The sequence below is a fragment of the Paraburkholderia sp. BR10954 genome (assembly GCF_040965775.1).
GTDB lineage: Bacteria > Pseudomonadota > Gammaproteobacteria > Burkholderiales > Burkholderiaceae > Paraburkholderia > Paraburkholderia youngii.
This window is the reverse complement of sequence record NZ_JBFRCK010000005.1, coordinates 268,210-294,126: the sequence shown is the minus strand read 5'-3', so window position 1 is coordinate 294,126 and position 25,917 is coordinate 268,210. Positions and strand designations below refer to the sequence as shown.

General features: G+C 63.6%; 22 protein-coding genes and 1 pseudogene. 15 read left to right on the top strand and 8 right to left on the bottom strand.

The genetic code is table 11. The annotated features are described in order from the left end of the window. Positions 1–31: 31 nt before the first annotated feature. Positions 32–967, bottom strand: coding sequence for a LysR family transcriptional regulator (locus AB4Y34_RS10660; RefSeq protein WP_368715993.1), 936 nt, complete (start codon positions 965–967; stop codon positions 32–34). A gap of 137 nt (positions 968–1,104) precedes the next feature. Here AB4Y34_RS10660 and AB4Y34_RS10655 point away from each other — a divergent pair, with 137 nt between their 5' ends. Together AB4Y34_RS10655 and AB4Y34_RS10650 are read left to right on the top strand one after the other, a co-directional pair. Next, complete coding sequence (locus AB4Y34_RS10655; protein WP_368715992.1) at positions 1,105–2,448, top strand: MFS transporter; 1,344 nt, start codon at positions 1,105–1,107, stop codon at positions 2,446–2,448. 31 nt (positions 2,449–2,479) lie between these two features. After that, positions 2,480–3,655, top strand: a complete 1,176-nt coding sequence (locus tag AB4Y34_RS10650; protein WP_368715991.1) for an L-rhamnonate dehydratase — start codon at positions 2,480–2,482, stop codon at positions 3,653–3,655. A 63-nt stretch (positions 3,656–3,718) separates the two neighbouring features. On the opposite strand, the gene AB4Y34_RS10645 is transcribed toward AB4Y34_RS10650, so the two are convergent. After that, positions 3,719–4,735 (bottom strand): LacI family DNA-binding transcriptional regulator, encoded by a 1,017-nt coding sequence (locus AB4Y34_RS10645; protein WP_176107603.1) that lies wholly within the window; start codon positions 4,733–4,735, stop codon positions 3,719–3,721. Positions 4,736–4,939: 204 nt separating this feature from the next. Here AB4Y34_RS10645 and AB4Y34_RS10640 point away from each other — a divergent pair, with 204 nt between their 5' ends. The 6 genes and pseudogenes from AB4Y34_RS10640 to AB4Y34_RS10615 form a co-directional block, all read left to right on the top strand. Next, the gene (locus tag AB4Y34_RS10640) at positions 4,940–6,079 is read left to right on the top strand and encodes an ABC transporter ATP-binding protein (RefSeq protein WP_368715990.1); all 1,140 of its coding nucleotides are present in this window, start codon (positions 4,940–4,942) and stop codon (positions 6,077–6,079) included. Between the two features lie 77 nt (positions 6,080–6,156). Then, positions 6,157–7,410 (top strand): ABC transporter substrate-binding protein, encoded by a 1,254-nt coding sequence (locus AB4Y34_RS10635; RefSeq protein ID WP_176379618.1) that lies wholly within the window; start codon positions 6,157–6,159, stop codon positions 7,408–7,410. A gap of 102 nt (positions 7,411–7,512) precedes the next feature. Then, on the top strand, positions 7,513–8,418 hold the full coding sequence (locus tag AB4Y34_RS10630) for a carbohydrate ABC transporter permease (RefSeq protein ID WP_176367545.1): 906 nt from the start codon (positions 7,513–7,515) through the stop codon (positions 8,416–8,418). Positions 8,419–8,441: 23 nt separating this feature from the next. Beyond that, positions 8,442–9,293: a carbohydrate ABC transporter permease gene (locus tag AB4Y34_RS10625; RefSeq protein WP_176107607.1), complete on the top strand. Its 852-nt coding sequence runs from the start codon at positions 8,442–8,444 to the stop codon at positions 9,291–9,293. Between the two features lie 60 nt (positions 9,294–9,353). Then, positions 9,354–11,318 (top strand): beta-galactosidase, encoded by a 1,965-nt coding sequence (locus tag AB4Y34_RS10620; protein ID WP_368715989.1) that lies wholly within the window; start codon positions 9,354–9,356, stop codon positions 11,316–11,318. A 17-nt stretch (positions 11,319–11,335) separates the two neighbouring features. Next, a pseudogene (locus AB4Y34_RS10615) lies at positions 11,336–11,553 on the top strand (glycosyl hydrolase 53 family protein); the annotation flags it as partial. 24 nt (positions 11,554–11,577) lie between these two features. On the opposite strand, the gene AB4Y34_RS10610 reads toward AB4Y34_RS10615, so the two are convergent. Both AB4Y34_RS10610 and AB4Y34_RS10605 read right to left on the bottom strand, forming a co-directional pair. Beyond that, positions 11,578–11,910 carry a hypothetical protein gene (locus AB4Y34_RS10610; protein ID WP_368715988.1) on the bottom strand — a complete coding sequence of 111 codons (333 nt, stop codon included), beginning with the start codon at positions 11,908–11,910 and terminating at the stop codon, positions 11,578–11,580. A gap of 165 nt (positions 11,911–12,075) precedes the next feature. Beyond that, entirely contained in the window at positions 12,076–12,216 is a 141-nt protein-coding gene (locus AB4Y34_RS10605; RefSeq protein WP_368715987.1) for an Lrp/AsnC ligand binding domain-containing protein, read from the bottom strand. Between the two features lie 53 nt (positions 12,217–12,269). Here AB4Y34_RS10605 and AB4Y34_RS10600 point away from each other — a divergent pair, with 53 nt between their 5' ends. Continuing rightward, positions 12,270–12,845, top strand: coding sequence for a LysE family translocator (locus AB4Y34_RS10600; protein ID WP_368715986.1), 576 nt, complete (start codon positions 12,270–12,272; stop codon positions 12,843–12,845). A gap of 120 nt (positions 12,846–12,965) precedes the next feature. On the opposite strand, the gene AB4Y34_RS10595 is transcribed toward AB4Y34_RS10600, so the two are convergent. Together AB4Y34_RS10595 and AB4Y34_RS10590 are read right to left on the bottom strand one after the other, a co-directional pair. Continuing rightward, positions 12,966–14,324, bottom strand: a complete 1,359-nt coding sequence (locus tag AB4Y34_RS10595; protein WP_176379613.1) for an MFS transporter — start codon at positions 14,322–14,324, stop codon at positions 12,966–12,968. A gap of 372 nt (positions 14,325–14,696) precedes the next feature. Continuing rightward, positions 14,697–15,683 carry a M14 family metallopeptidase gene (locus AB4Y34_RS10590; protein WP_176379612.1) on the bottom strand — a complete coding sequence of 329 codons (987 nt, stop codon included), beginning with the start codon at positions 15,681–15,683 and terminating at the stop codon, positions 14,697–14,699. Between the two features lie 402 nt (positions 15,684–16,085). Between AB4Y34_RS10590 and AB4Y34_RS10585 the strand changes: the two genes are divergently transcribed. Further along, complete coding sequence (locus AB4Y34_RS10585; protein ID WP_176379611.1) at positions 16,086–16,355, top strand: hypothetical protein; 270 nt, start codon at positions 16,086–16,088, stop codon at positions 16,353–16,355. A gap of 36 nt (positions 16,356–16,391) precedes the next feature. Here the strand turns inward: AB4Y34_RS10585 and AB4Y34_RS10580 are convergent, their stop codons facing one another. After that, positions 16,392–17,474 carry a tartrate dehydrogenase gene (locus AB4Y34_RS10580; RefSeq protein ID WP_368715985.1) on the bottom strand — a complete coding sequence of 361 codons (1,083 nt, stop codon included), beginning with the start codon at positions 17,472–17,474 and terminating at the stop codon, positions 16,392–16,394. Positions 17,475–17,715: 241 nt separating this feature from the next. Between AB4Y34_RS10580 and AB4Y34_RS10575 the strand changes: the two genes are divergently transcribed. From AB4Y34_RS10575 to AB4Y34_RS10565, 3 genes are all read left to right on the top strand, one after another. After that, positions 17,716–18,468 carry a hypothetical protein gene (locus tag AB4Y34_RS10575; RefSeq protein WP_368715984.1) on the top strand — a complete coding sequence of 251 codons (753 nt, stop codon included), beginning with the start codon at positions 17,716–17,718 and terminating at the stop codon, positions 18,466–18,468. Position 18,469: 1 nt separating this feature from the next. Further along, entirely contained in the window at positions 18,470–18,778 is a 309-nt protein-coding gene (locus AB4Y34_RS10570) for a hypothetical protein (protein ID WP_176379609.1), read from the top strand. A 325-nt stretch (positions 18,779–19,103) separates the two neighbouring features. Beyond that, positions 19,104–19,589, top strand: coding sequence for a hypothetical protein (locus AB4Y34_RS10565; RefSeq protein ID WP_176379608.1), 486 nt, complete (start codon positions 19,104–19,106; stop codon positions 19,587–19,589). Positions 19,590–19,716: 127 nt separating this feature from the next. Here AB4Y34_RS10565 and prpR read toward each other — a convergent pair whose 3' ends face one another. Beyond that, the gene (prpR, locus tag AB4Y34_RS10560) at positions 19,717–21,675 is read right to left on the bottom strand and encodes a propionate catabolism operon regulatory protein PrpR (protein ID WP_176379607.1); all 1,959 of its coding nucleotides are present in this window, start codon (positions 21,673–21,675) and stop codon (positions 19,717–19,719) included. A 244-nt stretch (positions 21,676–21,919) separates the two neighbouring features. Here prpR and prpC point away from each other — a divergent pair, with 244 nt between their 5' ends. Both prpC and acnD read left to right on the top strand, forming a co-directional pair. Continuing rightward, the gene (gene prpC, locus AB4Y34_RS10555) at positions 21,920–23,089 is read left to right on the top strand and encodes a 2-methylcitrate synthase (RefSeq protein ID WP_368715983.1); all 1,170 of its coding nucleotides are present in this window, start codon (positions 21,920–21,922) and stop codon (positions 23,087–23,089) included. A 125-nt stretch (positions 23,090–23,214) separates the two neighbouring features. Continuing rightward, positions 23,215–25,812 carry a Fe/S-dependent 2-methylisocitrate dehydratase AcnD gene (acnD, locus tag AB4Y34_RS10550; protein ID WP_368715982.1) on the top strand — a complete coding sequence of 866 codons (2,598 nt, stop codon included), beginning with the start codon at positions 23,215–23,217 and terminating at the stop codon, positions 25,810–25,812. The last annotated feature ends 105 nt before the right edge of the window (positions 25,813–25,917 follow it).

The window sequence follows — 25,917 nt, the reverse complement described above, 5'->3', positions numbered from 1 at the left end:
GACGTCGAATAGCAGCGTTTCACAGAAGCCCTCACCCCGCGCGAATCGAATCGATGACCAGTTGCATCGCCGGTGTGACGCGCCGGTTTCTGCGCAGAATCAGCCCATATGGTGCGAGCCGGCCGCGCAACGGCGTCGCGACCGCGGCGATCGCATCGAGCGCGACGTAGTACTGCGCGACCGAACTCGGCAGCACGGCGAGCATGTCCGAATCGCGCAGCAACGAAAGCGTGGTCAGGATCGACGACGTCTCGACCGTGCTGACCGGCGGCGCGACCCGCGACTCGCGAAACGTTTGGTCGATGACCTGGCGCATCGGGCTCGGATGCGGCTGGACGATCCACGCATAGCGCGCAAGGTCCGCGAGCTTCGGCGGCGTCCGAGTTTGTTTGCCTGTTTTCACGGCGGGATGATCGGGCCGCACGACGATCGACAGCGCCTCTTCCGCCAACGTCTCGAAGCTCAGGTCGAGTGCCGGAAAACCATCGGGAATCCGACCGATCACTATATCGAGCTGATCCTGTTGCAGCGACTGCACCAGCACGTCGCTGGTGTCGATCGTGACCGCCATCTGCAGGCGCGGATGCGCCTCCTTCAGCTTGACGATCGTGTGCGTCAGCAGTTCGGGCGACGGCGCCATCACCGCGCCGATGCGTACCTTGCCGATGTCGCCGGCCTCGATGCCGGCCAACTCCTCGCGCAGTTCGTCGAGATCCTCGAACACGACACGCGCATAGCGCATCACGGCCTCGCCGAAGATCGTCGGCTCCATGCCGCGCGCATGTCGCACGAACAGCGATACACCGAGCGTGTCTTCGAGTTCCTGCAAGGCCTTGGTCGCTGCGGGCTGGGTCATCGCGAGATCGTCCGCGGCGCGCCGCAGCGATTCGGTTTCCGACAGCGCGACCATCAGTTGCAGATGACGTAGGCGCAGACGCTTGCGGATGGTAGAGGCGGGCGGGATCATGAGCGATAACTTTAAGGAATCGGCCGATACGAATTATTCAGTGGTCAGTTATCGGATAGTTTCGCACACTAGCCGCTTATCGCAGAACGGCGATCGCGACGCCGTTCGCGTTGACAAGACCAAACTGGAGACGACGCATGACGATGACCGCGAGCCCCGCGCTCGACAGCGCGATTACCAAAGCGCGCACGAGGCTGCTGCCTTTTCTGATCCTGATGTACGTACTGGCGTTCATCGACCGCGCGAACGTCGGCTTCGCAAAGAACGTGCTACAGGCCGACACCGGCTTGAGCGACGCGGCGTTCGCCTTCGGCGCCGGCATTTTCTTCGTTGGCTATGCGGTGTTCGAAGTGCCGAGCAATCTGCTGATGTACCGCTTCGGCGCGCGCGTCTGGATGAGCCGCATCATGGTCACGTGGGGCATCGTGTCCGCGTGCACCGCCATCGTCGACAGCGCCACGAGCTTCTATGTGCTGCGCACGCTGCTCGGCATCGCCGAAGCCGGTTTCTTCCCCGGCATCATCCTGTTCCTGTCGAACTGGTTTCCCGCGAAAACGCGCTCGCAGACGATGGGGATGTTCTATTTCGGCTTCCCCCTTGCGCTGTTGCTCGGCAGCCCGATATCGGGTCTGCTGCTAGACGCGGGCAATCCCTTTGGCATGCATCCGTGGCAGTGGCTCTTTGTCGTCGAGGGGCTCGCGGCGTCGGCGGTGGGTGTCGTCGCTTACTTCTATCTGACCGACCGGCCCGTCGAGGCGCGGTGGCTGGATGCCGATGAGCGTGATGCGCTCGATCACGCATTGCGCGAGGAAGACCGCCAGAAGCTCGCGCATGGTCCGGCTTCGGTGCTGGCGGCGCTGCGCGATTCGCGCGTGCTGTTCTGCGGCCTGATCTACTTCGCGGTGCAGATGAGCGTGTACGGTGTCGTGTTCTATCTGCCGACGCGCATCGCCGGGCTTGCGAGCGGTGGCCACGTCGGCGTCGAGGTCGGACTGCTGACCGCGATTCCGTGGATCGCCGCGATCATCGGCACGTTCTGCGTGACGCGCTACGCCGACCGTCACGGTCATCACCGTATCTGGGCCGCGGCGATGCTCGCGCTCGCGGCGTTCGGCATTGCCGCTTCGGCGATGACGTCTTCGGTGACGCTGGCGATTGCCGCGTTCTGTTTCGCCGCGATCGGTTTCGTCTGCGTGCAACCGCTGTTCTGGACGCTACCCACCGGTTATCTGGGCGGCGCCGCGGCCGCGGGCGGCATCGCGTTGATCAATTCGATCGGCAATCTCGGCGGCTTCGTCGCACCGAACCTGAAGGGACTGGCCGAGCGCGCGATCGGCTCGTCGCAGGCGGGGATGTTCTCGCTCGCGGTGGTCGGCCTGATCGGCGCATTGCTGCTGCTGACGTTCCGCTTCACGTCCGCTGCCGCTTCCAGTTCCATCTCTCATCGCAATGGCCCGCTCGGCGAACGCACGGGCCACTGACTCACCGACTCTCAGAAGGAAATCGTCGAACATGAAGATCAAGCATATCCGTACGCGTGTTTTCGAGTGGAAAGGCAAAGTCGTCCCGCCGCAAGCGCATTTCTGCACGAACGCGGTCGATATTCTGTACGAGCGCGGCGACGCGATGGGTTCATTCCGCTTTCACGGCTGGCTCGTCGTCGAAGTCGAATGCGACGACGGCACGGTGGGCATCGGCAATTGCGCGCTCGCGCCGCGCATCGCGAAGCAGATCATCGACGAATACCTTGCGCCGATCGCGATCGGCGAAGATCCGTTCGACAACGAGTACATCTGGCAGAAGATGTATCGCCGCACGCTCGCCTGGGGCCGCAAAGGCATCGGCATGGCGGCGATCTCCGCGATCGATATCGCGCTGTGGGACATCATGGGCAAGGCCGTGAAAAAGCCGGTGTTCAAGCTGCTCGGCGGCCGCACGAAAGAAAAGATCTGGTGTTACGCGTCGAAGCTCTATAACAACGACGACCGCGATGCGTTCCTCGGCGAAGCACAAGGCTACCTGGACAGCGGCTTCACCGCGATGAAGATGCGCTTCGGCTACGGCCCGAAAGACGGCCCGAAAGGCATGGCGAAAAACATCGAACAGGTGCGTCTGTTGCGTGAACTGGCCGGCGACGAAGTCGACATCATGCTCGAATGCTATATGGGCTGGACGCTCGAATACGCGCGGAGAATGCTGCCGCGCCTCGCCGAATTCAATCCGCGCTGGATCGAGGAGCCGGTGATCGGCGACGACATCGAAGGCTATCAGGAACTGAAGAAGATGAACCTGATGCCGGTGTCGGGCGGCGAGCACGAGTTCACGAGCTACGGCTTCAAGGATCTGCTCGAACGCCGCGCGATCGACGTGATCCAGTACGACACGAATCGCGTGGGCGGCATCACGGCGGCGCGCAAGATCAATGCGATGGCCGAAGCGTGGTCAGTGCCGGTTATCCCTCACGCGGGGCAGATGCACAACTATCACCTGACGATGTCGAGCACCGCGAGTCCGATGTCGGAGTTCTTCCCTGTGTTCGACGTCGAAGTGGGCAACGAATTGTTCTACTACATCTTCGAAGGCGAGCCGCAACCGGAAAATGGCTATCTGCAACTGTCGGACGACCTGCCGGGCCTGGGCATCCAGTTGAGCGACAAGTATCTTGCCGATTTCAACATCGTCGAATGAATCGACAGATCCGAGGAAAGTATCGTCACGCTGACGGCGATGGAGCGAGCTAGCTAAGGCGCGTCAGCGTTTCCTGCGCGGCCCGGTCGAAGCACGCACCACCAGCTCGGGCGGCGGCCCGAGCACCATCGACGGCTGCCGCTCCGGCGTCTGGATCAAACGGATCAGACTCTGGATCGACAACTCCGCGACAGCCGCGGTTTGAATCGCGACCGTGGTCAGCGCCGGATGCACCTGATGCGCGAGCTGAATGTCGGTGATGCCGATCACCGACACGTCGCCGGGAACCGAACGGCCGAGCGTGATCAACGCCTGGATCGCGCCGATCGCGAGCAGGTCGTTGGTCGCGAAGATCGCGCTCAGTTGCGGGCGATTCGCCATCAGCTCCATGCAGGCGGCGAAGCCGGCGTCGATCGAGTCGCGAATTTGCAGCACCGCGGCCGCGTCGGCTTCGATGCCGGCCGCGCGCATCGCCGCCCGAAAACCGTTCGAGCGCGCGTCCTGCAAGCCGCCGCAGCCGTCGCCGATCAGCAAGCCGATCTCGCGATGGCCGAGTCCGAGCAGATGCCGCGCGGCCAATTCGCCCGCGCGCGCGAAGTCGACCGCGATGCACGGTAGCGCGGGCGGCGACTCGGGGTGCTCCCACATCGCAAGCAGAATCGGCGCGCTATGTGTCGCCGATGCGCACAGGTCGTTGATCGTGATGTCCGTGTTCATCACGAGCACGCCGTCGGCGAGCGTGCCGGCGATCTGATTCAGATACGCGCGGCCGATTTCGGCGTCGTCGTCGGTATTGCAAACCATCAGGAAATGGCCGGTCTTGCGCGCCGCGCGCTCGGCGGCGAGCACGAACTCCGGATAGAACGGGTTCGAGATGTTCGACAGCATCAGTGCGAGCGTCGACGACCGGCCTTCGGCGAGCGCTCGCGCATTCAGGTTCGGCCGATAGCCGAGCTCGGCGATCGCCTGCAGCACGCGCTCAGCCGTTTCAGGGCGGACTTTCTCGCGATTGCGCAGCACGTTGGAGACGGTGGCGGCGGTAACCTGCGCGCGTTTCGCGACTTCGGACAACGTGACCATGTTGGGTCATCCCAGATTGAGGGAGGTCAATTCAAATCTTGCAAACGAACGGCGACATTGCTAACTTTCTCAAAAACGTAACGGAGACACCTGCCATGACTTTTTCCGTTGAACTCGAATTTAAGCGATTAAATGCCGCCCGCACAAGGCCCGGGCGTTTTATTTCGGCGAAAATTTAAGCGGTTAAATGGAGGCGGAAACAGCATGGCGACGATTCGTTTGAGCGATGTGCAAAAGGCCTACGGCGAGCATCCGCCGGTGATCCGGCGCGTGAATCTGGAGATCGCGCAGCATGAGTTCTGCGTGTTCCTGGGCCCGTCGGGCTGCGGCAAGTCAACCTTACTACGGATGATCGCCGGTCTCGAGGACCTCAGCGAAGGCGAGCTACATATCGGCGGCCGGCTCGTCAACGACGTGCCGGCCGCCGAGCGCGGCGTCGCGATGGTGTTCCAAAGCTATGCGCTGTTTCCGCACATGACCGTGTTCGACAACATGGCGTTCGGATTGAAGCTCGCGAAGCAGCGGAAGGACGTGATCGAGCGCAAGGTGCGCGAAGCCGCGCGGATTCTGCAACTGGACAGCCTGCTCGACCGGCATCCGAAAGCGCTGTCGGGCGGCCAGCGGCAGCGCGTCGCGATCGGTCGCGCGATCGTGCGCGAGCCGGGCGTGTTTCTGTTCGACGAGCCGCTGTCGAATCTCGATGCCGCGCTGCGCGGTCAGACGCGCGTCGAGATTGCGCGTTTGCATCAGAGGTTCGCGAACGCGAGCGTGGTGTACGTCACGCACGATCAGATCGAAGCGATGACGCTCGCCGATCGCATCGTGCTGCTGCATGCGGGCGCGGATGCCGAGCGCTTCGGCAGCATCGCGCAGAGCGGTGCGCCGCTCGAGCTGTATCACCAGCCGAAGTCGCGCTTCGTCGCGGGCTTTATCGGCTCGCCGCGCATGAACTTCATCGATGCAGCGGTCGAATCGATCGAGCCGGGCCGCGTGACGGTGGCGCTGGCGGCGGGCGCGCAAAAGCTCGTCGCGGACGTCGATGGACAACGGCTGCAACGCGGCCAGCGCGTCACGCTCGGCGTGCGCCCGGAGCATCTGCGGCTCGACGGCGATGAACACTTCATTCAGTGCGCGACCGTGCTGTCGGAGCGGCTCGGCGAGCACAGCTACATCCACGCGGACCATGCAGGCGGCACGCTGATCGCGAAAGCGCCCGGCGATACGCCGCTCGGCGCGGGCGAACGCATCCGCGTTCACGTGCCGCCCGCTGCTTGCCATCTGTTCGACGAACAGGGGCTCGCGCTGCGGCGTAGCACGTTCGAACCCGAACGCGCGGCCGCCTGACCGAATTCCGCCATAGAGCGGGTTACATCGCCGGCCACGCTGCGTAGCCGGTCAACAAGGTAGACAAGGAGACACAGATGATTGCTCTTCGCCTTCGCCGTCTTGCCCAGGTGTCGATCGCCGCCGCCGTGGTAGCCGGCGCGCTCGGCAGCGCCGTGGTCGACGCGGCTACGCTGAACGTCAACGTATCGGCGCGCGGTAATCAGCGCTCGACCTGGCAGGACGCATTCGATCAGTTCAAGAAAGCCAATCCCGACATCGACCTGAAAATCACCTACGTGACCGAGGAAGCGTACAAGGTGCAGATGGGCGGTTGGCTCGCCACCGATCCGCCCGATGTCGTGTCGTGGCACGACGGCGAGCGGATGGCCTATTACGCGCAACGTGGTCTGCTCGAAGATCTGAGCTCGGACTGGGCGAAGAACGGCTGGTCGCAGCAGTATGCGTCGGTCAAGGACGCATCGACGTACAAGGGCAAGCAGTATGCGGCGCCGCTCGGCTATGACGCGTACGGCTTCTTCTATCGCAAGGATCTGTTCGAGAAGGCCGGCATCAAGAGCGAGCCGAAAACGTGGGACGAACTGCTCGAAGCCAACAAGAAGTTGAAGGCGATCGGTGTCGCGCCGATCGCGGTGGCCGCACGTGATAGCTGGACGCTGGCCGCGTGGTTCGACTATCTGGATCTGCGCATCAACGGCAACGAGTTCCATCAGAAGCTGATGGCCGGCGAAATTCCGTACACCGATCCGCGCGTGAAGAAGGTCTACACGACGTGGAAGACGCTGCTCGACAACAAAGACTTCATCGACAACGCGCTGTCGTACGACGTCGATTCGATCGGCCCGATCCTGAACAACGGCAAGGCCGCGATGATGCTGATGGGCACGTTCTTCTCGGCGAGCTTCCCGCCGTCGATCAAGGATCAGATCGGCTTCTTCCGCTTTCCGGTGATCGACGCAAACGTGCCGATGGCGGAAGACGGTCCCGTCAACGTGCTGCTGATTCCGGCGAAGGCAAAGAACAAGGCCGACGCGCGCAAGCTGCTCGCGTTCATGGAGACGCCGAAGATCAACGCGGAACTCGCAAAGGGCTGGGGACAGTTGCCGTCGAACAGCCAGGCCTCTCCGCCTGAAGATGCGATTTCGAAGGTCGGCTTCCAGACGCTCGCGAACACGAAGGGCGGCATCGCGCAGTTCTACGATCGCGACATGCAGAAGGAAATGGCCGACGAAGGCATGAAGGCCATGCAGCAGTTCTACAGCGATCCGTCGCAACTCGACAGCGTGCTCGCTCATCTCGAAGCGACCCGCAAGCGCATCTACCAGAAGTAAGTCCCACGGCACCGGCCGCGTGAGTGTGGCCGGCTTGCGGGTCCTGCTTCTGGGTCCTGCTTCCGGATCAACTCCGCCTTCGATTTCCGACGAGGCCGTTCCATGTCTCATACCGCAGCGCGCCGCCTGCCCGCGGCGCGGCACCGTCGCGTCTCGACGACGCGCCGTCATCAGCATCGCGCAGCGTTTTTCTTTCTGCTGCCCGGCTGTGCGTTGTTCACGCTGTGCGTGATCTATCCGATCATCAGCAGCATTTCGCTGAGCTTCTACAACTGGGATGGCATGACGCCGAAGACCTTCGCGGGTCTCGCCAATTACGTCGAGCTGTTCCAGTCCGATACGTTCTATACGGCGCTGAAGAACAACCTGATCTGGCTTGCGCTGTTTCTGCTCGCGCCGCCTCTCGGTCTGCTGTTCGCGCTGTATCTGAACCAGCACGTGCGCGGCATGCGCGTCGTGAAATCGCTGTTTTTCGCGCCGTTCGTGCTGTCGGGCGTCGTAGTTGGCCTTGTGTTCAGCTGGTTCTACGATCCGACGTTCGGGCTGCTGCGCTTGATCGTCGGTCGCGGCATTCCGGTGCTCGGCGATCCGCACACGGTCACGTTCGGCATCATCTTCGCCGCGCTGTGGCCGCAGGCACCGTTCTGCATGATCCTGTATCTGACCGGACTCACCGGCATCAATCCCGAGGTGGTGGAGGCGGCGCGCATGGAAGGCGCGAAAGGGCTGCGACTGCTGTGGCACGTGATCCTGCCGCAACTGCGGCCCGCCACCTTCATGGCGGTGGTACTGACCGTGATCGGCGCACTGCGCAGCTTCGATCTGATCGCGGTGATGAGCGGCGGCGGCCCGTTCGACAGTTCCACCGTGCTCGCCTATTTCATGTACGACGAGGCGATCAAGTATTACCGCGAAGGCTATTCCGCCGCGATTGCGGTCGTGCTGTTCGCGATCATGCTCGTCTATATCGTGTTCCATTTGCGCCGCATGCTGCGCGAGGAACGCTGATTCTCTGAACGGAGTACCAGCTCATGTATCCGCTTCCCGTCGAACGCTGGAAACCGCTGAATCGCACGCTCTACAAGGCCTCGCTGCCGCTTGCGCTGTTTATCTGGCTGCTGCCGATGCTCGCCGTTTTGCTGACCTCGATCCGTTCGACGGACGAGTTGTCGCAGGGCGACTACTGGACGTGGCCGAAACACTTCGCGCTGCTGGAGAACTATGGCACCGCGCTCACGCAAACGCCGATGCTGCATTACTTCGCCAATAGCGTGCTGATCACGGTGCCTTCGGTGATCGGCGCGATCGTCCTCGCGTCGATGGCGGGTTTCGCGTTGGCGACGTATCGCTTTCCGGGCAACACGGCCGTGCTGTTGGCGTTCGTCGCCGGCAATTTCGTGCCGATCCAGATCCTGATGATTCCCGTGCGCGACATGGCGCTGAAGTTCGGCCTGTTCAACACCGTGTGGGCGCTGGTGATCTTTCATGTGTCGTTCCAGACCGGCTTTTGCACCTTGTTTCTGCGCAATTTCATCAAGCAGCTGCCGTTCGAGATGATCGAGGCCGCGCGCGTCGAAGGGGCGAGCGAGTGGACGATCTATCTGCGCATCGTGCTGCCTTTGATCCGCCCCGCGCTCGCCGCGCTGGCGATCCTCGTGTTCACGTTCGTGTGGAACGACTACTTCTGGGCGCTGTGTCTCACGCAAGGCGACGACGCCGCGCCGATCACAGTCGGCGTCGCCGCGCTGAAAGGGCAATGGACGACCGCGTGGAACCTGGTCGCGGCGGGCTCGGTGCTGGCCGCATTGCCTTCGGTGCTGATGTTCTTCGGGATGCAAAGGCATTTCGTCGCCGGACTCACGTTCGGCGCGAGCAAGGGCTAACCGGCGCCTGAAACACGATTGAAACGGCGGCTCGACGTCACCTCACCACGAGACTTTCACATGCAACTTGGTGTCTGCTACTACCCGGAACAATGGCCGCGCGCGGTGTGGGCCGACGACGCGCAACGTATGGTCGAACTCGGCATCACGCATGTGCGGATCGCCGAATTCGCGTGGAGCCGCATGGAGCCGCGCGCGGGCGAATACGACTGGCAATGGCTCGACGAAGCCGTCGACACGCTGGCCAAAGCGGGCCTGAAACTCGTGCTCGGCACACCGACCGCTTCGCCGCCGAAATGGCTCGTCGACGCGCATCCGGACGTGCTGCCGGTGCGCGCGGACGGCACGCGCTGGAATTTCGGCTCGCGGCGTCACTACGATATTTCGAGCGACACGTACCGGCGCGAATGCGTACGCATCGTCACCGCGATGGCGCAGCGCTACGGACGGCATCCGTCGATCGTCGCGTGGCAGACCGATAATGAACTCGGCTGCCACGACACGGTGCCGAGCTATTCGGCCGCGGCTTTGCAGCGCTTTCACGCGTGGCTGCAACGGCGCTATGCAACGATCGGCGCGTTGAACGACGCGTGGGGCAACGTGTTCTGGAGCATGGAGTACCCGTCGTTCGACGCGATGGGTCTGCCGACGCTGACGCCTACCGACGCCAATCCGATCCATCTGCTCGACTTCCGCCGCTTCATGTCCGACGAGGTCGCGAGCTTCCATCGCGAACAGATCGACGTGTTGCGCGAGCATGCGCCGAACGCGGATCTGCTGCACAACTTCATGGGCTTTTTCACGACCTTCGATCACTATCGCTTCGCCGCCGACAACGCGATCGACATCGCCGCATGGGATAGCTATCCGATCGCGCGCACCGAATCGATCGCATTGCCGGAGGAGCAGAAGGCGCGCTTCGCGCGTACCGGACATCCCGACGTGTCCGCGTTCGATCACGACCGCTACCGCGGCATTGGCGGCGGGCGCTTCTGGGTGATGGAGCAGCAGGCCGGTCCGGTGAACTGGGCGTCGTGGAATCCGGTGCCGGCGTCGGGCATGGTGCGGCTGTGGGCTTACGAGGCGTTCGCGCATGGCGCGGAGCTGGTGTCGTATTTCCGTTGGCGCCAGTGCCCATATGCGCAGGAGCAGATGCATTCCGGGCTCAACCTGCCGAACAACGAACTGTCGCCGGGCGGTCTCGAGGTGCAACGGGCCGCGCGTGAAATCGCGGGCAGTACGGCGCTGTCGACGCTCGCCGCGCCCGCACGAGCGGCCACCGCGCTGGTATTCGACTACGAGACGCAGTGGATGTTCGAAATCCAGCGTCACGGCAACGGCTTCGACTATCAGACGCTCGCTTTCGACTACTACGAGTCGCTGCGCGAACTCGGGCTCGATGTCGATATCGTGTCGGGCCGGGCAGATCTTTCAGGCTACCAGCTAGTCGTGGTGCCGAGTCTCGCGGTGGTCGACGCCGCACTCGTCGAGCAGATCGCGCGTTCGAACGCGCAATGGGTGTTCGGCCCGCGCAGCGGCTCGAAAACCGACGCGTTCGCGATTCCGGGCAATCTGCCGCCCGGCGCATTGCAGCGCGTGCTGCCGATCCAGGTGCTCGAAGTCGAAACACTGCGCTCGACGCTCGCGCCCGCGCTGTCGCTCGACGGCACGACGGGTCGCGCGCTGCACTGGCGCGAGCATGTGCGCTCCAATGGCGAGACACGCATTGCCGCGCGCTTCGACGATGCATGGCCCGCGCTGCTGATGCACGGCAACGTGCGCTACGTGGCCGGCTGGCTGTCGCATGAACTGCATCGCACGGTGTTGCGGCAGGCGGCGCGCGACGCGGGGCTCGATACGCAGCTGCTCGCTGACGGACTGCGGCTGCGCCGCCGTGGCGGCCTGACCTTCGCATTCAATTTCGGCGCGCAGCCGGTGCAGGTGCCGGTGCCGCGCCATGCGACGTTCGTGCTCGGCGAGCCGCGTCTGAATACCTGCGACGTTTGCGTGTGGAAAGACGCGTGACGTGGTGCAGCATGACGCAGCGCGGCGTCACGTTCGACGTGATCGGCCTGTCGTACTATCCGCGGTGGCAGGGCTCGTTCGGCGATCTGCAGGCGTGTTCTGGTGGGAGCCGGAGTGGATTCCGACGCCGAAAGTCGGCTGGAAAGTCGGCGCCGGTGATCAGTGGGACAACAACACGCTGTTCGATTTCCACGGCAATGCGTTGTCGTCGCTGGAGGCGCTCCGGCGGCGTTAGCGCATCGCGGGCGACACACCGGCATTACTGTGCCGGCGCTGCCTGCCCCTTGTGCTGGTTCACGCACTCCGACGTGATCGCCATGCTCGCCTGATCGGGCGTCATGTGGGGCGCGTCGGGGCGGTAGATCTTTTCGATGATCGCATCGACGGCCGCGCGGTCGGACGGGTCCTTGTAGTAGCGGGCGGCCTGGTCGAGCGCCTGAGCTTTGGTCTTCTTGTGGGCGCGCCACGACGCGACCTGGCCGGCGATATCGCCGAGCGCGAAACATTGATTGCTGACGGTCTGCGCAACGGCCTGAGTGGCCGGCTGCGCGACGCACAGCGCGACGAGCGCGGATACGACAACGCATTTCATTACCGGAATCCTGAGATGAGACGGCGGCGGCGCGGAAGCGGCGGTGGTCGCCGCGCCGGGCCGCGCGCGGAAAAATTGTTGCGTAGTGTATCGGGAAGTGGGCCGGGGCGCTTTTTGCCGCGGTGGATCACAACGCCGCAGGCAAACGGGCGTGACGTCGTTGCGTCACAACGGCAGCGGCCGATCCTCGAAAATGCTCTTCATGACCAGCGTCGACGACAGTCGCAGCACGCAGGGCAGCGTCAACAGATAGCGGTCGTAAAGCACCTGGAACGCCTTCAGATCGCGGGTGACGACGTGCAGCATGTAATCCGGATCGCCAAACAGGCGCTCCGCCCGGGTGATCTCCGGGATGTCCGGTGCTGGTACCCGGCGCGGACTGGGCGTACGCGATCTCGGCTGGATTGCGCGAGCGGGCGATTGGGCCCGCCATCGCCGGCATGTTGTCCGGCTATCTGGCGATCACTGCAGTGGTGGCGGCCGGTGTCGGCGCGCTGGTCGCCAAGGCGCCAGCGGTGCTGGCCGTGTTGACGTTCGTCGGGGCGGGCTATCTGTTGTGGGTCGGCGGCAATATTCTTGCTCGCCCCGCGGTGCCGACGGTAGCGGCCGAGCGCGCACCCGGCGCGGCGTTGGACTGGTCCATCCGCGGCTTCGCGGTGAGCGGCCTCAATCCGAAAGCGCTGCTGCTGTTTCTCGCGCTGCTGCCGCAATTCACGCGTGCGACCGACGCGTGGTCGATTCCGGTGCAGATCGGCGCGTTGGGCCTGCTGCACATGGCCAATTGCGCGGTGGTTTATTCGGTCGTCGGACTCGGCTCGAAGGTGGTTTTGCGCACGCGTCCGAGCGTCGCGCGCAGGGTTAGCCAGGTTTCGGGCGCGGCGATGGTTCTGATTGCCGTGCTGCTGTGTGTCGAGCAGCTCCTCGCGTTCAAATAGGCGCGAGATTCCATGCGTTCAGCCAAATAAAAAGCCGCCCTGCGAATCGCAGGGCGGCTTCTGGGTCACCACTCGATCGAACCGTTACCGGTCCGCTAGCGGACACATTTCATTGCACGCTCAATGGCCGAACGATTGCGTCTTCGACGCACCCGCTTCCGACGTATGCGGGCGTGCCGCCTGCTTGATCAGCAGCGCGACGCACGACAGCGCACCCGCGGCCGCGATCGTCGTGAAGATGCCGCCGAACGAGAAGTGGCGGCGCGTCAGCTCGGCCACGAGGAACGAGCCCGCGATGCCGCCGAAGCGGCCGACGCCGAGCATCCACGCGACGCCCGTGCCGCGGCCCGCGGTCGGGTAGAACGCGGCGGCGAGCGCCGGCATCGACGATTGCGCGGTGTTCATCAGCACGCCGGCGATGAACACGATCAGCACGAGCGCGCCGACGTTGCCGGCCGCCTGACCGATGAAGTACACGCTAATGGCGGTCAGCGCATAGCAGACCGCGATGACGCGGTTCGCGTTGAAGCGATCCATCAGCACCCCGGCCAGCACCGCACCGACGCCGCCGAGCGGGAACAGCGCGGAGATCAGCGTCGCGCGTTGCGGCGTGAGGCCGGCGTCCTTCAGCAGGATCGGCATCCAGTTGATCGACGCGTAGAAGATCACGAGGCCCATGAAGTACGCGAGCCACAGCATCACCGAGCCGACGATGTACGAGCGCGACAGCACGACGCCGAGACCCTTGCCGCCGGTTTGCGGCGCGGTTTCGGTCATCGTGAAGCCGACGGCCTGCACCGCGTCGCCGGAAATGCGAGCAAGCGCCGCGCGAATCCGGTCGGCCGGCTTGTTGTTCGCGACCATGTAGCGGACCGACTCCGGCATCTTGGCGAGCAGCAGCACCAACAGGAGCAGCGGCGTGACGCCGCCGAGGATCAGCACGCTGCGCCAACCCAGGTGCGGAATCATCCACGCGGCCAGGAAACCGCCGAACGCGGCGCCGAGCGGGAAGCCGCAGAACATCAGGTTGATCACGGTGGCGCGGCGGTTGTCCGGACAGTATTCGCCCATCATCGTGACCGCGTTCGGCATCGCGGCGCCGAGGCCGACGCCGGTGATGAAGCGCAGCACGGTCAACTGGTCGATGCTGGTCGAAAACGCCGACGCGAGACAGGCAAGGCCGAACAGCAGCACCGAGCCGACCAGCATCGAGCGACGCCCGAGGCGGTCGGACAGCGGGCCCGAGCCGAGCGCGCCACACGCGAGGCCAAACAGCGCGGCGCTCAGCACCGGCGCGAGCGCGGGCTTCGCGATGCCCCATTCGGTGACCAGCGAAGGCGCGATGAAGCCGATCGCAGCAGTGTCAAAACCGTCCAGCAGGACGATGACGAAGCACATGAAAAAGATCAGCCACTGGAACGGCGAAAACGGATGCTCGTTAATGAAGGTTTGAACGTTCACAGCGGGGCTGCGGTTCATGATGGTCTCCTGACAGCGAAAGGCCCGACACGACGAGCGATTCTTCTCAAACTGTACGCCGTCTAGCAACGGCGCACGATGCCTGCAGCGGCCGAATTGGCCATGCATCGGCAATGAATCATACCCGGACGGATCGGCTTGACGGAATCGCGCCGGGCGAGGAATGTTGTTCGCATACAGAACGGTGATTCTCTACGCGAACGCGCGCCACTGTAAGGAATGAAATCAATCCGGTCAACGGGGGAATACCCGAATTTTCGCGCTGTCGATGCGTGGCAGGGCGGCGCGCTGCAAACGGGCCGGAGAAAGGGCCAGGCGCGCCAAGCTCAGCGCGCCGAAACAAGCGGCAAACGGCTTCGAGACACCCGCCGGTCAGCTCGTCACCGCGGGATGAGCTACCGTCCGCTCGATTCGTCCCAGCCGCACGACGGTCACACCGGGGCGCAACTGCCGCAGCGACGGCATCACGAGCATGCAGTTGTCGTAGGGGGTGCGCACCTCTGCGCCGTTGGACCAGCCGATCACGGCGCCTGCCTTGGCGAAAACCTCGAGGCCGGTGTACGCCGCCGCGAAGCTGAAGTCCATGCTGGTCGCGACGACCGGCTGTGTCACGCGCACGATGCTCTGCTCGGGCGGCAACGGCGCGAGCCACCCCGGCGGCAGATCCGTCTCGTCCACCACGCCGGCCAGCAACAGGAAACGCGCGGTCGTGTCGCGTGCGACCGCCACCGCACCGCGCTCCCAATGCTGGCCGCATTCGATCAGCAGCGCGTTCTTCGGGCTCGCGGCATCGCCGAACCCTTCGTAGTCGCGCATGCGGCGGCCTTCGGGATGCCCTTCGTCGCAGATCACCGTGGCGGGCGTACCGAGCCGCACCGCGAGGTCGATGCCTTTTTGCAGCGGTCCCGCGACGATCAGCGGCTTGCACCGCTCGTGCATCGAATGCAGATCGAGCAGCGCGTCGACCGTGTCGATCACCGGGCGCATCGCACGCGCGCGCTTCAGTTCGCTCGAGGTGCGCGACCTGTCGTCGAGCACCGCTGCCGTCCACACGCGGTTCAAGTCCTGATCGACGAAGCGCGCGGCGTCCGGATTCGCGGGATCGAAACGCCGGTACGCGGCGACGTTCGCGAACGACAGCGTGAGCTGCCCGCGTCGCGGCCGCAGCGCGCGGCGCAGCAACTCATCGACGACGATCGCGCCGCACACTTCGTTGCCATGTGTGAGCGCGTTGATCATCACGTGCGGGCCGGGCACGCCCGAATCGAACGTGTGAACGTATGCGATGCCCGACGACGACTGCTCGTGCTGCGCAATATCGGGGAATTCGACTTCGATCGGATAGGCTTCTCGGCTCATAGCGGCGTCCCTGGTGAATGGCATGGGTAATCTTTCCGTAAGACGTCGCTATGTTCGGCGCCTTGCGCAAAAGACAGTAAATGTTCTTCCGATATGTGCTCACCGTATCGCGCGACATCGACAAAATCGTGAACAGATATCCATGAGGTGGGGATACGATGCGCATTTTCAGCGTGCGCGTTCGCGCATCGCGCAATACCGGTTGCCGAGAAAGCCCGCGATCACGTAGATGGGAATGCCGCACAGTTGCGCGAGGTAGGGGCGTGCGTGAAATGCAACTCTGAAACCATCGTCGCGAGTTATGAATTCTCCCGTCGATCGTCCGGCGCCTACGAGTTCCGACGCCGATGCGAACTCGGCAGACGCGCTGTTTGCGCGCTCCGGCCGGCTTGTCACGGGCTCGTGTTTCTGCTCGCGATGGCGGTAGGCGTCGGCTTCGTGCTGTTCAAACAGAAGACCTTCGTCCGCAAGGTCCTCGCGCTCGCGCCGTTCGGCGCAGACTTATTCAAATGGGGCTTCGACTTGCAGCGGGTGCTGTCGCTGCCCGTCTACGTGTGGGGCTTGAACAAAAGCGCGGCCGTGTATTTGCCGCCGCTCGTCGCGCTGATTCGCGGCGCCTTGGTGACGCACAATGGCGAATGGTCGCTCTGCGAGCGGCGCAACTGTCGATGACGGCGCATCCGCGCGCTGCGCCGTCTTTGCTTCATATCACGCGAGTTTCGCAGCAATCGCCTTGCCGACTTCGCTCGTGCTTGCGTTGCCGCCGAGATCGCCGGTGTGCGGACCCTCGATCAGCGTCGCCTCGATCGCTTTCAGGATCGCGTCGTGCGCCTCGCGTTCCTTGCCGCTGGAATGACCGAGGAAGTCGAGCATCATCGCGGCCGACCAGATCATCGCGATCGGATTTGCGATGTGCTTGCCGGCGATGTCGGGTGCCGACCCGTGCACCGGCTCGAACAGCGACGGAAACTTGCGGTCCGGATTCAGGTTGCCCGATGGCGCGAGGCCGATCGTACCCGTGCACGCGGGGCCGAGATCGGACAGGATGTCGCCGAACAGATTGGTCGCGACGACCACGTCGAAACGGTCCGGGTTCAGCACGAAGCGCGCGCACAGGATGTCGATGTGCTGCTTGTCCCACGTGACGTCCGGATACTGCGCGGCGATGCCGGCCGCGCATTTGTCCCACCAGGGCATGCTGATCGCGATGCCGTTGCTCTTCGTCGCGACGGTGATTTTCTTGCGCGCGCGGCGCTGCGCGAGATCGAACGCGAACTTCAGCACGCGCTCGCTGCCGTGCCGTGTGAACACCGACTCCTGCAGCACGAACTCGCGCTCGGTGCCTTCGAACATCACGCCGCCCACCGACGAATACTCGCCCTCGGTGTTCTCGCGCACGATCCAGAAGTCGATGTCGCCGGCCTTGCGTCCCGCGAGCGGCGACGGCACGCCTGCAAATAGGCGCGCCGGACGCAGATTCACGTATTGGTCGAACTCTCGGCGAAACTTCAGCAGCGACCCCCACAGCGAGATGTGATCGGGCACGGTGTCGGGCCAACCGACCGCGCCGAAGAGGATCGCATCGGCCGATTGAAGTTGCGCTTTCCAATCGTCCGGCATCATCTTGCCGTGCTTCGCGTAGTAGTCGCAGCTCGCCCACTCGATGTGCTGATACTCGAGTTCGATACCGAAGCGGTGCGTCGCGACCTCGAGTACGCGCAGCGCTTCGGGCATCACCTCGACGCCGATGCCGTCGCCGGGGATGACGGCAATCCGGTATTTGTTCGACATGCTGGTCTCCTCCTTGGGGAATGGGTTAGGGATTCGGTGACGGATATTTTATTCGTGGCGCGTTCGTTCGTGCGGTTTGTCGTTACGGCGGAGGCGGGGATGGATGTGCATATTGATCCGATGACTGGAAAATCCGCGACGAGGAAGGCGCGGCACGCATCTCACGCGAGGCTGAACGAGGGGTTTTTTGGGATGGTGTCTTGTTGCACAATCGGGCCTCCTTCATTGGCTGTGAGGCACGATGACTTCACTTTCCGTCGGTTCTTTCCATGAGGTCCGTGAAAGGCGGCACGGACATTTCTTCTCGATCAGTCTTTACAGATCGTTCAACCTTCACATCGAATCTAACTGGTTGTTTGACGTTGACCGGTGGTTCCATTTTGCATTGCCGGCGAGCGTACCCCGCGAGTCGCACGATGACATCGTGCAGGGCATGGAGGAAGCGCGCGCAGCGTGGCTGCGATATAGCCCATCCATGCTGCTGTCGCAACAGTCGTACGAGTTGCGCGATATGCTCGGCCGGAGTCACAACCGCTTTCATATGTACAGGATGAGAGACGATGAGGTTGCCAAAGCCCTGTACAACGAGGTGAAGGGCGGTAGTCTGATCTTTGTCCCTGAGCGGGACGAGATGCGCAACTGCGTACAGGCGATACGGGAGCAGCGGGAGATGGCTTCGCGGGCGGGCCCCGTGCGCGAGCAGCAATCGAGCGACGTGGACATGCTAAGGTCGATCTACGGGAACCGCCCGCGCGTGCCGCAGAATCTTGGCAACGCAAAGCCGTTTGAGTACACACCGGACGCGTTAAGCGACGATGTGCAGACCATTGCGGCGCGCGGCGTCAGTGAGGCCCACGAGGCTGAATGTTATGCACTCTATGATCGGGACATCGAGCAATGCAATGTCGCGCGGGCGATATATCAGGATCCGCGCACATACGCCCTATGCACCCAGCGCGCTTTTTTCAATTATCAAAGCTGTCGAGCATACTGAGATGCCGAAGCCCCCACGCGCAACTATCATTTTCTACGACGAACAAACACAGCAATTGAAAATGTGTACGGTATTCAGGAGAGAAGTGCAGACCGTCATTGACCGTGAAATAGCCAGAAGCGGCGGTATGACCATTCCGCCCGGGGCAGAGGAGTATGGGACGAAGCCAATCGGGGATGAAGACGCCCGTAAGCTCGGTGCGATGGCAATACTCATGCAGGCAGGGGTGCATGTAGAACTTCGTGAGCGACTCCAAATCACGACCGCAGAGCCAATCAATTGGGATAAGCAGAAGCCATCTGCAGACTAGTGCTACCAACGCAAACGCAAATCAGAACGATCCGATGCACAATGCGGCGCCGGTCCGTATGTTGATCGGCCAGTTGCTTCGATGACTGGCTGTTCTAGCTAGTGCTATGGCCATTGCCGCCTCCTTTGAGGCGGATTTTTTGGGATGGTGTCTTGTTGCACAATTGGGCCTTCTTCATTGGCTGTGAGGCACGATGACTTCACTTGCCCTCACTTGGACTGAACAAGGATCAGACTCGCCGCCTTCGTTGCGATATCCAGAAGGACGATCTTGAGTAACACGGCATGATGGAGCGCGCCCTAGACTTGTTTCGAGACACATCGGAATGATCGATACGAAAGAGCAGGTAGCTCGTCACCTTTCCACTTTGATCGGGCTTGACGTTAGCGGAGTGGCGCATGCGGCTGACATGCTCACGCTACAGTTCGGACCGCTTCGGGAAGTAAAGACCAATAGAGGCACCATCAAGCATCTGGGCGATTGGGCGCTACATATCCAGTGTGACTGGCGCATCGAGCAAGGAAGCGCGATCGTTGCGTCTTACTCGGACTTTGCAGCATCTGAAGAGAGTACGAGAATAACAACACAACGAATTCGCGATCTCCTTGTGACTCAAGGCCCAACGGCTGTTTTGGATATCGAGGCGGGCGAGGGCGGTAATGCCGTCATTTGGCAGGCGGGAGGTATGCGTCTAGTAATTCTTGCGGATGCAATACCTGACGATGAGGACTGGCGCCTATTCTCCTCGAATCCCGATGCGAAGCACTTTGTGATCGAAGGCGGCAAGGTCGATCCCGGGTCCTTGTATTGACTGCGCACCAAAAAGCAATACCATCTTTTCGGGCTGCCAACGGCCTCGGTGCGACGTTTTCAATTCGCGACCCAAAGGGGTCTCGGCCCAGCATGACGTCCGCCGTTCCAAACTTCGCCGCAAACACCTACCGCCCCCCATTCAACTTGCGCCACAACGTCGTCTTGCTGATGCCCAACGCGGCGCAAGCCGCATCGCGATCGCCTTCGTGAGCCGCGAGCACCGCGCGGATTTCATCGGCCTCGACATGACGGCTGCGCTCGCGCAGCGTCAGCGCGGCCGGCTTCGCGCGCGCGATGGGCTCGACGACTTCCGGCGCGATCACGCGCAGCATGTCGCGCGTGACGAGCGCCGCGCTGGCATCCGTGCCCGCGTCGCTATCGGCGAGTTCAACCACGATCCGCTCGATCACGTTCTGCAACTCGCGCACATTACCCGGCCACGCATAGCGCCGCAGCGCCGCGCCCAACCCCTCGAGCATGCGCGCGGCGGTCTGCGCGTCGGGCACGCGCGCGGCCAGCCTCGGCTCGCGCGCGGCCGCCTGGCGCAACAGTTCGGCGGCGAGCGGCAGCAAGTCGTTCGGCCGCTCGCGCAGCGGCGGTAGCGCGATGCTGAGAATGTTGAGCCGGTAGTACAGATCAGCGCGGAAACTGCCGGCCGCGACGGCGTCGGTCAGCGCGCGATGCGTCGCCGCGACCACGCGGATATCGACGCGCATCGGCTCCGTCGATCCGAGCCGCACGACCTCGCGCTCCTGCAACACGCGCAACAGGCGGCTCTGCAACGGCAACGGCATCTCGCCGATCTCGTCGAGAAACAGCGTGCCGCGATGCGCGACCTCGATCAGACCCGCCTTGCCGCCCCTGCGCGCGCCGGTGAACGCGCCTTCCTCGTAGCCGAACAGCTCGCTTTCGAGCAGCGCCTCCGGAAACGCGCCGCAATTGATCGCGACGAACGCGAAGTCGCGCCGCGCGCTCAACTGATGCATGCTCTGCGCGACCATCTCCTTGCCGGTGCCGCTCTCGCCGAGAATTAGCACGGTCGCGTCCGACCTCGCATAACGCGCGACCAGCGCGCGCACCCGTTCGATCGATTCCGACGCGCCGACGATATCGTCGAGCCGGTAGCGCGCGGTGAACTGCTGCACACGTTGCCGCGCGCGCAACGTGCGATCGAGCCGCTCGACCGCGCGCGATTCCTGAAACGTCAGCACGGTGCCCGGCGCCGCGCCGCTGCTCGCGAGCGGCCCGCGATGCACGACATAGCTCGCGCCGCGTACCGTGCAGAAGCTGTCGCCCTCCGCGTCGGGCAGACTGCCCGCGAGGTCGGGCGCGAGTTCGAGCAGCGCGCGGCCGACGGCCTTCGCGGGATCGATGCCGAGCACGCTCGCGAGCCGCTGGTTCATCAGTTCGACGCGGCCTTGCGCATCGAGCGCGACCACGCCGTCGCGCAGATGCTGCAGCAACGTGTCGAGCCGCTGACGTCGCACGGTTTCGCGGCGCGTCGCCTGCGCGACTTCGAGCGCGGTGTCGAAGCCGGCCCGCACCGACGCGCGCGAATACAGAAACACCGCGTCCATGCCCGCGTTGGCGGCGAGATCGGTGACCATGCCCGGGCCGACCACGACGTCGATGCCGCGATCGCTGAGATCGAGCACGACGCTCTCGGCGTCCTGCGCGGACTGATACGACGCGAACGTGACGTCGAGCGCGTACGCGGCGGTGAAACGGCGCACTTCGTCGGGGGTGTCGCCGTGCGTGACGAGCGCGACGCGCGCCCCTTCGCGACGCGCGCGCGCGAGCGCATGCATCACGTCGTAGCCGGTCGGGCTGATGCGCACGACCGGCACCGACACGCGCGTCTTCAGATACGCGCCATTCGAGCCGCCCGCTAGCACGACATCGGGCCGCGCGGCGCCCGCGCCTTCGATTTCCCGAACCGCGTCTTCGAACGCGTGCGACACGATGCGAACATCCGCGCGATCCACGTATTCGCCGGCGATGTCGAAGAACAGATCGCGCAGGCGGCTGATGCTCAGCGCCCAGACGCGCGGACGCTGCGGCGGTTCGTAAAGAGAGGTGCTCAAGGTGGGCGGCTCGCGACGGCGGGTTGGTTCGGAGGCTCCATTATGCGAGCATTCGTTCCCAATTTGAAATTCGCAGTTTCATTAATGAAATCGAGTGTGTGGCGAGCCCGCGTGGTTGGTTCGCCACACTTGCGTCAAATCAGGCACTTAGCAGACGGCATGCGGCCTGGCCCGTTCCTTGCGTTTTAGGCAGCCCAGTAAACGCAATGCGCCAAATCCCAATCCTTTCCCGGAGACAATCCAAATGAGCGAAGCAGACAACAGCACGCCGAACACGGGCGCTTTCAAGCCGAAAAAATCCGTCGCGCTGTCGGGCGTGACCGCGGGCAACACCGCGCTGTGCACGGTCGGCAAGACCGGCAACGATCTGCACTATCGCGGCTACGACATTCTCGACATCGCAGGCGCGTGCGAATTCGAGGAGATCGCTTACCTGCTGGTCCACGGCAAGCTGCCCACGCAGGCCGAACTGACCGCCTACAAGACGAAGCTGAAGTCGATGCGCGGCCTGCCCGCCAACGTGAAGGCCGCGCTCGAATGGATTCCGGCCGCCGCGCATCCGATGGACGTGATGCGCACCGGCGTGTCGGTGCTCGGCACGGTGCTGCCCGAAAAGGACGATCACAACCTGCCCGGCGCGCGCGACATCGCCGACAAGCTGATGGCCTCGCTCGGCTCGATGCTGCTGTACTGGTATCACTACTCGCACAACGGCAAGCGCATCGAGGTCGAAACCGACGACGATTCGATCGGCGGCCATTTCCTGCATCTGCTGCATGGCGTCGAGCCGTCGAAGGCGTGGGTCGATGCGATGCACGTGTCGCTGAACCTGTACGCGGAGCACGAGTTCAATGCGTCGACGTTCACGGGCCGCGTGATCGCGGGCACGGGCTCGGACATGTATTCGGCGATCACCGGCGCGATCGGCGCGCTGCGCGGCCCGAAGCACGGCGGCGCCAACGAAGCCGCGTTCGACATCCAGTCGCGCTACCAGACACCCGACGAAGCCGAAGCCGACATCCGCCGCCGCGTCGAGAACAAGGAAGTCGTGATCGGCTTCGGCCATCCGGTGTACACGATCTCGGACCCGCGCAACAAGGTCATCAAGGAAGTCGCGAAGAAGCTGTCGAAGGAAGCGGGCAACATGAAGCTGTTCTCGATCGCCGAGCGCCTCGAATCGGTGATGTGGGAAGCGAAGAAGATGTTCCCGAACCTCGACTGGTTCAGCGCGGTGTCTTATCACATGATGGGCGTGCCGACCGCGATGTTCACGCCGCTGTTCGTGATCTCGCGTACGGCCGGCTGGAGCGCGCACATCATCGAGCAGCGCGTCGACAACAAGATCATCCGGCCGAGCGCGAATTACACCGGTCCGGACGACCTGCCGTTCGTGCCGCTGGCGAAGCGCGTTTGACGTGAGCCTGGGAGCAGCACGCATCGCGCGGCCGCTCCGCTGGAAGCATCGAACAATCGCAAATCAGCAACCCGTCAGCAGCGAGCTAAACTACCTGCACTGCCCGTCCGTCCTGTCCCTACGTCATGAATACTGCCAACCGCAAACGCCTTCCGGGCACCGAACTCGACTTCTTCGATACGCGTGCCGCGGTCGACGCGATCGAACCCGGCGCCTACGACAAGCTGCCCTACACGTCGCGTGTGCTCGCCGAAAACCTGGTGCGCCGCTGCGATCCGGTGACGCTGACCGCTTCGCTGAAACAGATCATCGAGCGCAAACGCGAGCTCGATTTTCCGTGGTTCCCGGCGCGCGTCGTGTGCCACGACATTCTGGGCCAGACCGCGCTCGTCGACCTGGCGGGCCTGCGCGATGCGATCGCCGCGCAAGGCGGTGATCCGTCGCTCGTGAATCCGGTGGTGCCGACGCAGTTGGTCGTCGATCACTCGCTCGCCGTCGAGTGCGGCGGTTTCGATCCGGACGCGTTCGCGAAGAATCGCGCGATCGAAGACCGCCGCAACGAAGACCGCTTCGACTTCATCAACTGGACCAAGCGCGCGTTCCGCAACGTCGATGTGATTCCGCCCGGCAACGGCATCCTGCATCAGATCAACCTCGAACGGATGAGCCCGGTCGTGCAGGTGAAGGACGGCGTCGCGTTTCCCGACACGCTGGTCGGCACCGACTCGCATACGCCGATGGTCGATGCGCTCGGCGTGATCGCGATCGGCGTCGGCGGCCTCGAAGCGGAGAGCGTGATGCTCGGCCGTGCGTCGTACATGCGGCTGCCCGATATCGTCGGCGTGGAGCTGAGCGGCAAGCCGGGCGAGGGCATCACCGCGACCGACGTGGTGCTCTCGTTGACCGAATTCCTGCGCAAGCAGAAGGTGGTCGGCGCGTACCTGGAGTTCTATGGCGAAGGCGCGGCGAACCTGACGCTGGGCGATCGCGCGACGATCGCGAACATGGCGCCCGAGTTCGGCGCGACCGCCGCGATGTTCTACATCGACGAGCAGACCATTCGCTATCTGAAGCTGACCGGCCGCGACGACGAACTCGTCAAACTCGTCGAAACGTACGCGAAACACACCGGCTTGTGGGCCGATACGCTGAAGCATGCCGAGTACGAGCGCGTGCTGAAGTTCGATCTGTCGACCGTGGTGCGCACGCTCGCGGGGCCGTCGAATCCGCATCGCCGCTTGCCGGTGTCGGAGCTGGCCGCGCGCGGCGTCAGCGGCAAGGTCGAGAACGAGCCCGGTCTGATGCCGGACGGCGCGGTCATCATCGCCGCGATCACCAGCTGCACCAACACGAACAATCCGCGCAACATGATCGCCGCGGGCCTCGTCGCACGCAATGCGAACCGGCGCGGACTCGTGCGTAAGCCGTGGGTCAAGAGCTCGCTCGCGCCTGGCTCGAAGGCGGTCACGCTGTATCTGGAAGAGGCAGGGCTGCTGCCGGAACTCGAACGGCTCGGCTTCGGCGTGGTCGCGTATGCGTGCACGTCGTGCAACGGCATGTCCGGCGCGTTGGACCCGGTGATCCAGAAGGAAGTGATCGAGCGCGACCTGTATGCGACCGCCGTGCTGTCGGGCAACCGCAATTTCGACGGCCGCATTCACCCGTATGCGAAGCAGGCGTTTCTCGCGTCGCCGCCGCTGGTGGTCGCTTATGCGATCGCGGGCACGATCCGCTTCGACATCGAAAAGGACGTGCTCGGCGTCGATGCCGACGGTCATGCGGTCACGCTGAAAGATTTGTGGCCGTCGGATGCGGAGATCGATGCGATCGTCGCGGCGAGCGTGAAGCCGGAGCAGTTCCGCAAGGTGTATGAACCGATGTTCGCGCTGTCCGCCGACACCGGCGCGAAAGCCGACCCGCTGTACGACTGGCGCGCGCAAAGCACCTATATTCGACGTCCGCCGTACTGGGAAGGCGCGCTCGCCGTCGAGCGCACGCTCAAGGGCATGCGCGCGTTGGCCGTGCTCGGCGACAACATCACGACGGACCACCTGTCGCCGTCGAACGCGATTCTGCCCGACAGTGCGGCCGGCGAGTACCTGACGAAGATGGGCCTGCCCGAAGAGGACTTCAACTCGTACGCGACGCACCGCGGCGATCACTTGACCGCTCAGCGCGCGACCTTCGCGAACCCGACGCTGAAGAACGAGATGGTGATCGAGAACGGCCAGGTGAAGGCCGGCTCGCTCGCGCGCATCGAGCCCGAGGGCAGGGTCACGCGCATGTGGGAAGCGATCGAAACGTATATGGAGCGCAAGCAGCCGCTGATTGTGATCGCGGGCGCCGACTACGGCCAGGGTTCGTCGCGCGACTGGGCCGCGAAGGGCGTGCGGCTGGCGGGCACCGAAGCGATCGTCGCGGAAGGCTTCGAGCGGATTCACCGCACGAACCTCGTCGGCATGGGCGTGTTGCCGCTCGAATTCAAGCCGGGCGTGAATCGCCTGACGCTCGGCATCGACGGCACCGAGACCTTCGACGTGATCGGCGAGCGCAAGCCACGCGCCGATTTGACGCTGGTGATTCATCGCCGCAACGGCGAGCGCGTCGAAGTGCCGGTGACGTGCCGGCTCGATACGGCCGAAGAAGTGTCGATCTACGAGGCCGGCGGCGTGCTGCAGCGTTTCGCGCAGGACTTTCTCGAGTCGGCCAGGGCGGCGGCTTGATGGTTTGAAGCGAGTTTTGCACTGAACGTCACAGCAGAAGAGGGCGATGCGGCTCGATACGCCGCATCGCCCTTCCTCATCAAAGAACAGGTCACATCAGGACAC

What these genes read in the sequence shown, in the direction of transcription:
- AB4Y34_RS10605 (WP_368715987.1), bottom strand. Translation starts at nt 12,216, where the DNA reads ATGCTGCACGTCGTCACCCGCGATCTGAAGGCGTTCCAGGTGCTTTAC.
- AB4Y34_RS10620 (WP_368715989.1), top strand. Translation starts at nt 9,354, where the DNA reads ATGCAACTTGGTGTCTGCTACTACCCGGAACAATGGCCGCGCGCGGTG.
- AB4Y34_RS10575 (WP_368715984.1), top strand. Translation starts at nt 17,716, where the DNA reads ATGACTTCACTTTCCGTCGGTTCTTTCCATGAGGTCCGTGAAAGGCGG.
- AB4Y34_RS10580 (WP_368715985.1), bottom strand. Translation starts at nt 17,474, where the DNA reads ATGTCGAACAAATACCGGATTGCCGTCATCCCCGGCGACGGCATCGGC.
- acnD (WP_368715982.1), top strand. Translation starts at nt 23,215, where the DNA reads ATGAATACTGCCAACCGCAAACGCCTTCCGGGCACCGAACTCGACTTC.
- AB4Y34_RS10570 (WP_176379609.1), top strand. Translation starts at nt 18,470, where the DNA reads ATGCCGAAGCCCCCACGCGCAACTATCATTTTCTACGACGAACAAACA.
- AB4Y34_RS10590 (WP_176379612.1), bottom strand. Translation starts at nt 15,683, where the DNA reads ATGAGCCGAGAAGCCTATCCGATCGAAGTCGAATTCCCCGATATTGCG.
- prpC (WP_368715983.1), top strand. Translation starts at nt 21,920, where the DNA reads ATGAGCGAAGCAGACAACAGCACGCCGAACACGGGCGCTTTCAAGCCG.
- AB4Y34_RS10660 (WP_368715993.1), bottom strand. Translation starts at nt 967, where the DNA reads ATGATCCCGCCCGCCTCTACCATCCGCAAGCGTCTGCGCCTACGTCAT.
- AB4Y34_RS10635 (WP_176379618.1), top strand. Translation starts at nt 6,157, where the DNA reads ATGATTGCTCTTCGCCTTCGCCGTCTTGCCCAGGTGTCGATCGCCGCC.
- AB4Y34_RS10565 (WP_176379608.1), top strand. Translation starts at nt 19,104, where the DNA reads ATGATCGATACGAAAGAGCAGGTAGCTCGTCACCTTTCCACTTTGATC.
- AB4Y34_RS10610 (WP_368715988.1), bottom strand. Translation starts at nt 11,910, where the DNA reads ATGAAATGCGTTGTCGTATCCGCGCTCGTCGCGCTGTGCGTCGCGCAG.
- AB4Y34_RS10630 (WP_176367545.1), top strand. Translation starts at nt 7,513, where the DNA reads ATGTCTCATACCGCAGCGCGCCGCCTGCCCGCGGCGCGGCACCGTCGC.
- AB4Y34_RS10645 (WP_176107603.1), bottom strand. Translation starts at nt 4,735, where the DNA reads ATGGTCACGTTGTCCGAAGTCGCGAAACGCGCGCAGGTTACCGCCGCC.
- AB4Y34_RS10595 (WP_176379613.1), bottom strand. Translation starts at nt 14,324, where the DNA reads ATGAACCGCAGCCCCGCTGTGAACGTTCAAACCTTCATTAACGAGCAT.
- AB4Y34_RS10655 (WP_368715992.1), top strand. Translation starts at nt 1,105, where the DNA reads ATGACGATGACCGCGAGCCCCGCGCTCGACAGCGCGATTACCAAAGCG.
- AB4Y34_RS10625 (WP_176107607.1), top strand. Translation starts at nt 8,442, where the DNA reads ATGTATCCGCTTCCCGTCGAACGCTGGAAACCGCTGAATCGCACGCTC.
- AB4Y34_RS10650 (WP_368715991.1), top strand. Translation starts at nt 2,480, where the DNA reads ATGAAGATCAAGCATATCCGTACGCGTGTTTTCGAGTGGAAAGGCAAA.
- AB4Y34_RS10640 (WP_368715990.1), top strand. Translation starts at nt 4,940, where the DNA reads ATGGCGACGATTCGTTTGAGCGATGTGCAAAAGGCCTACGGCGAGCAT.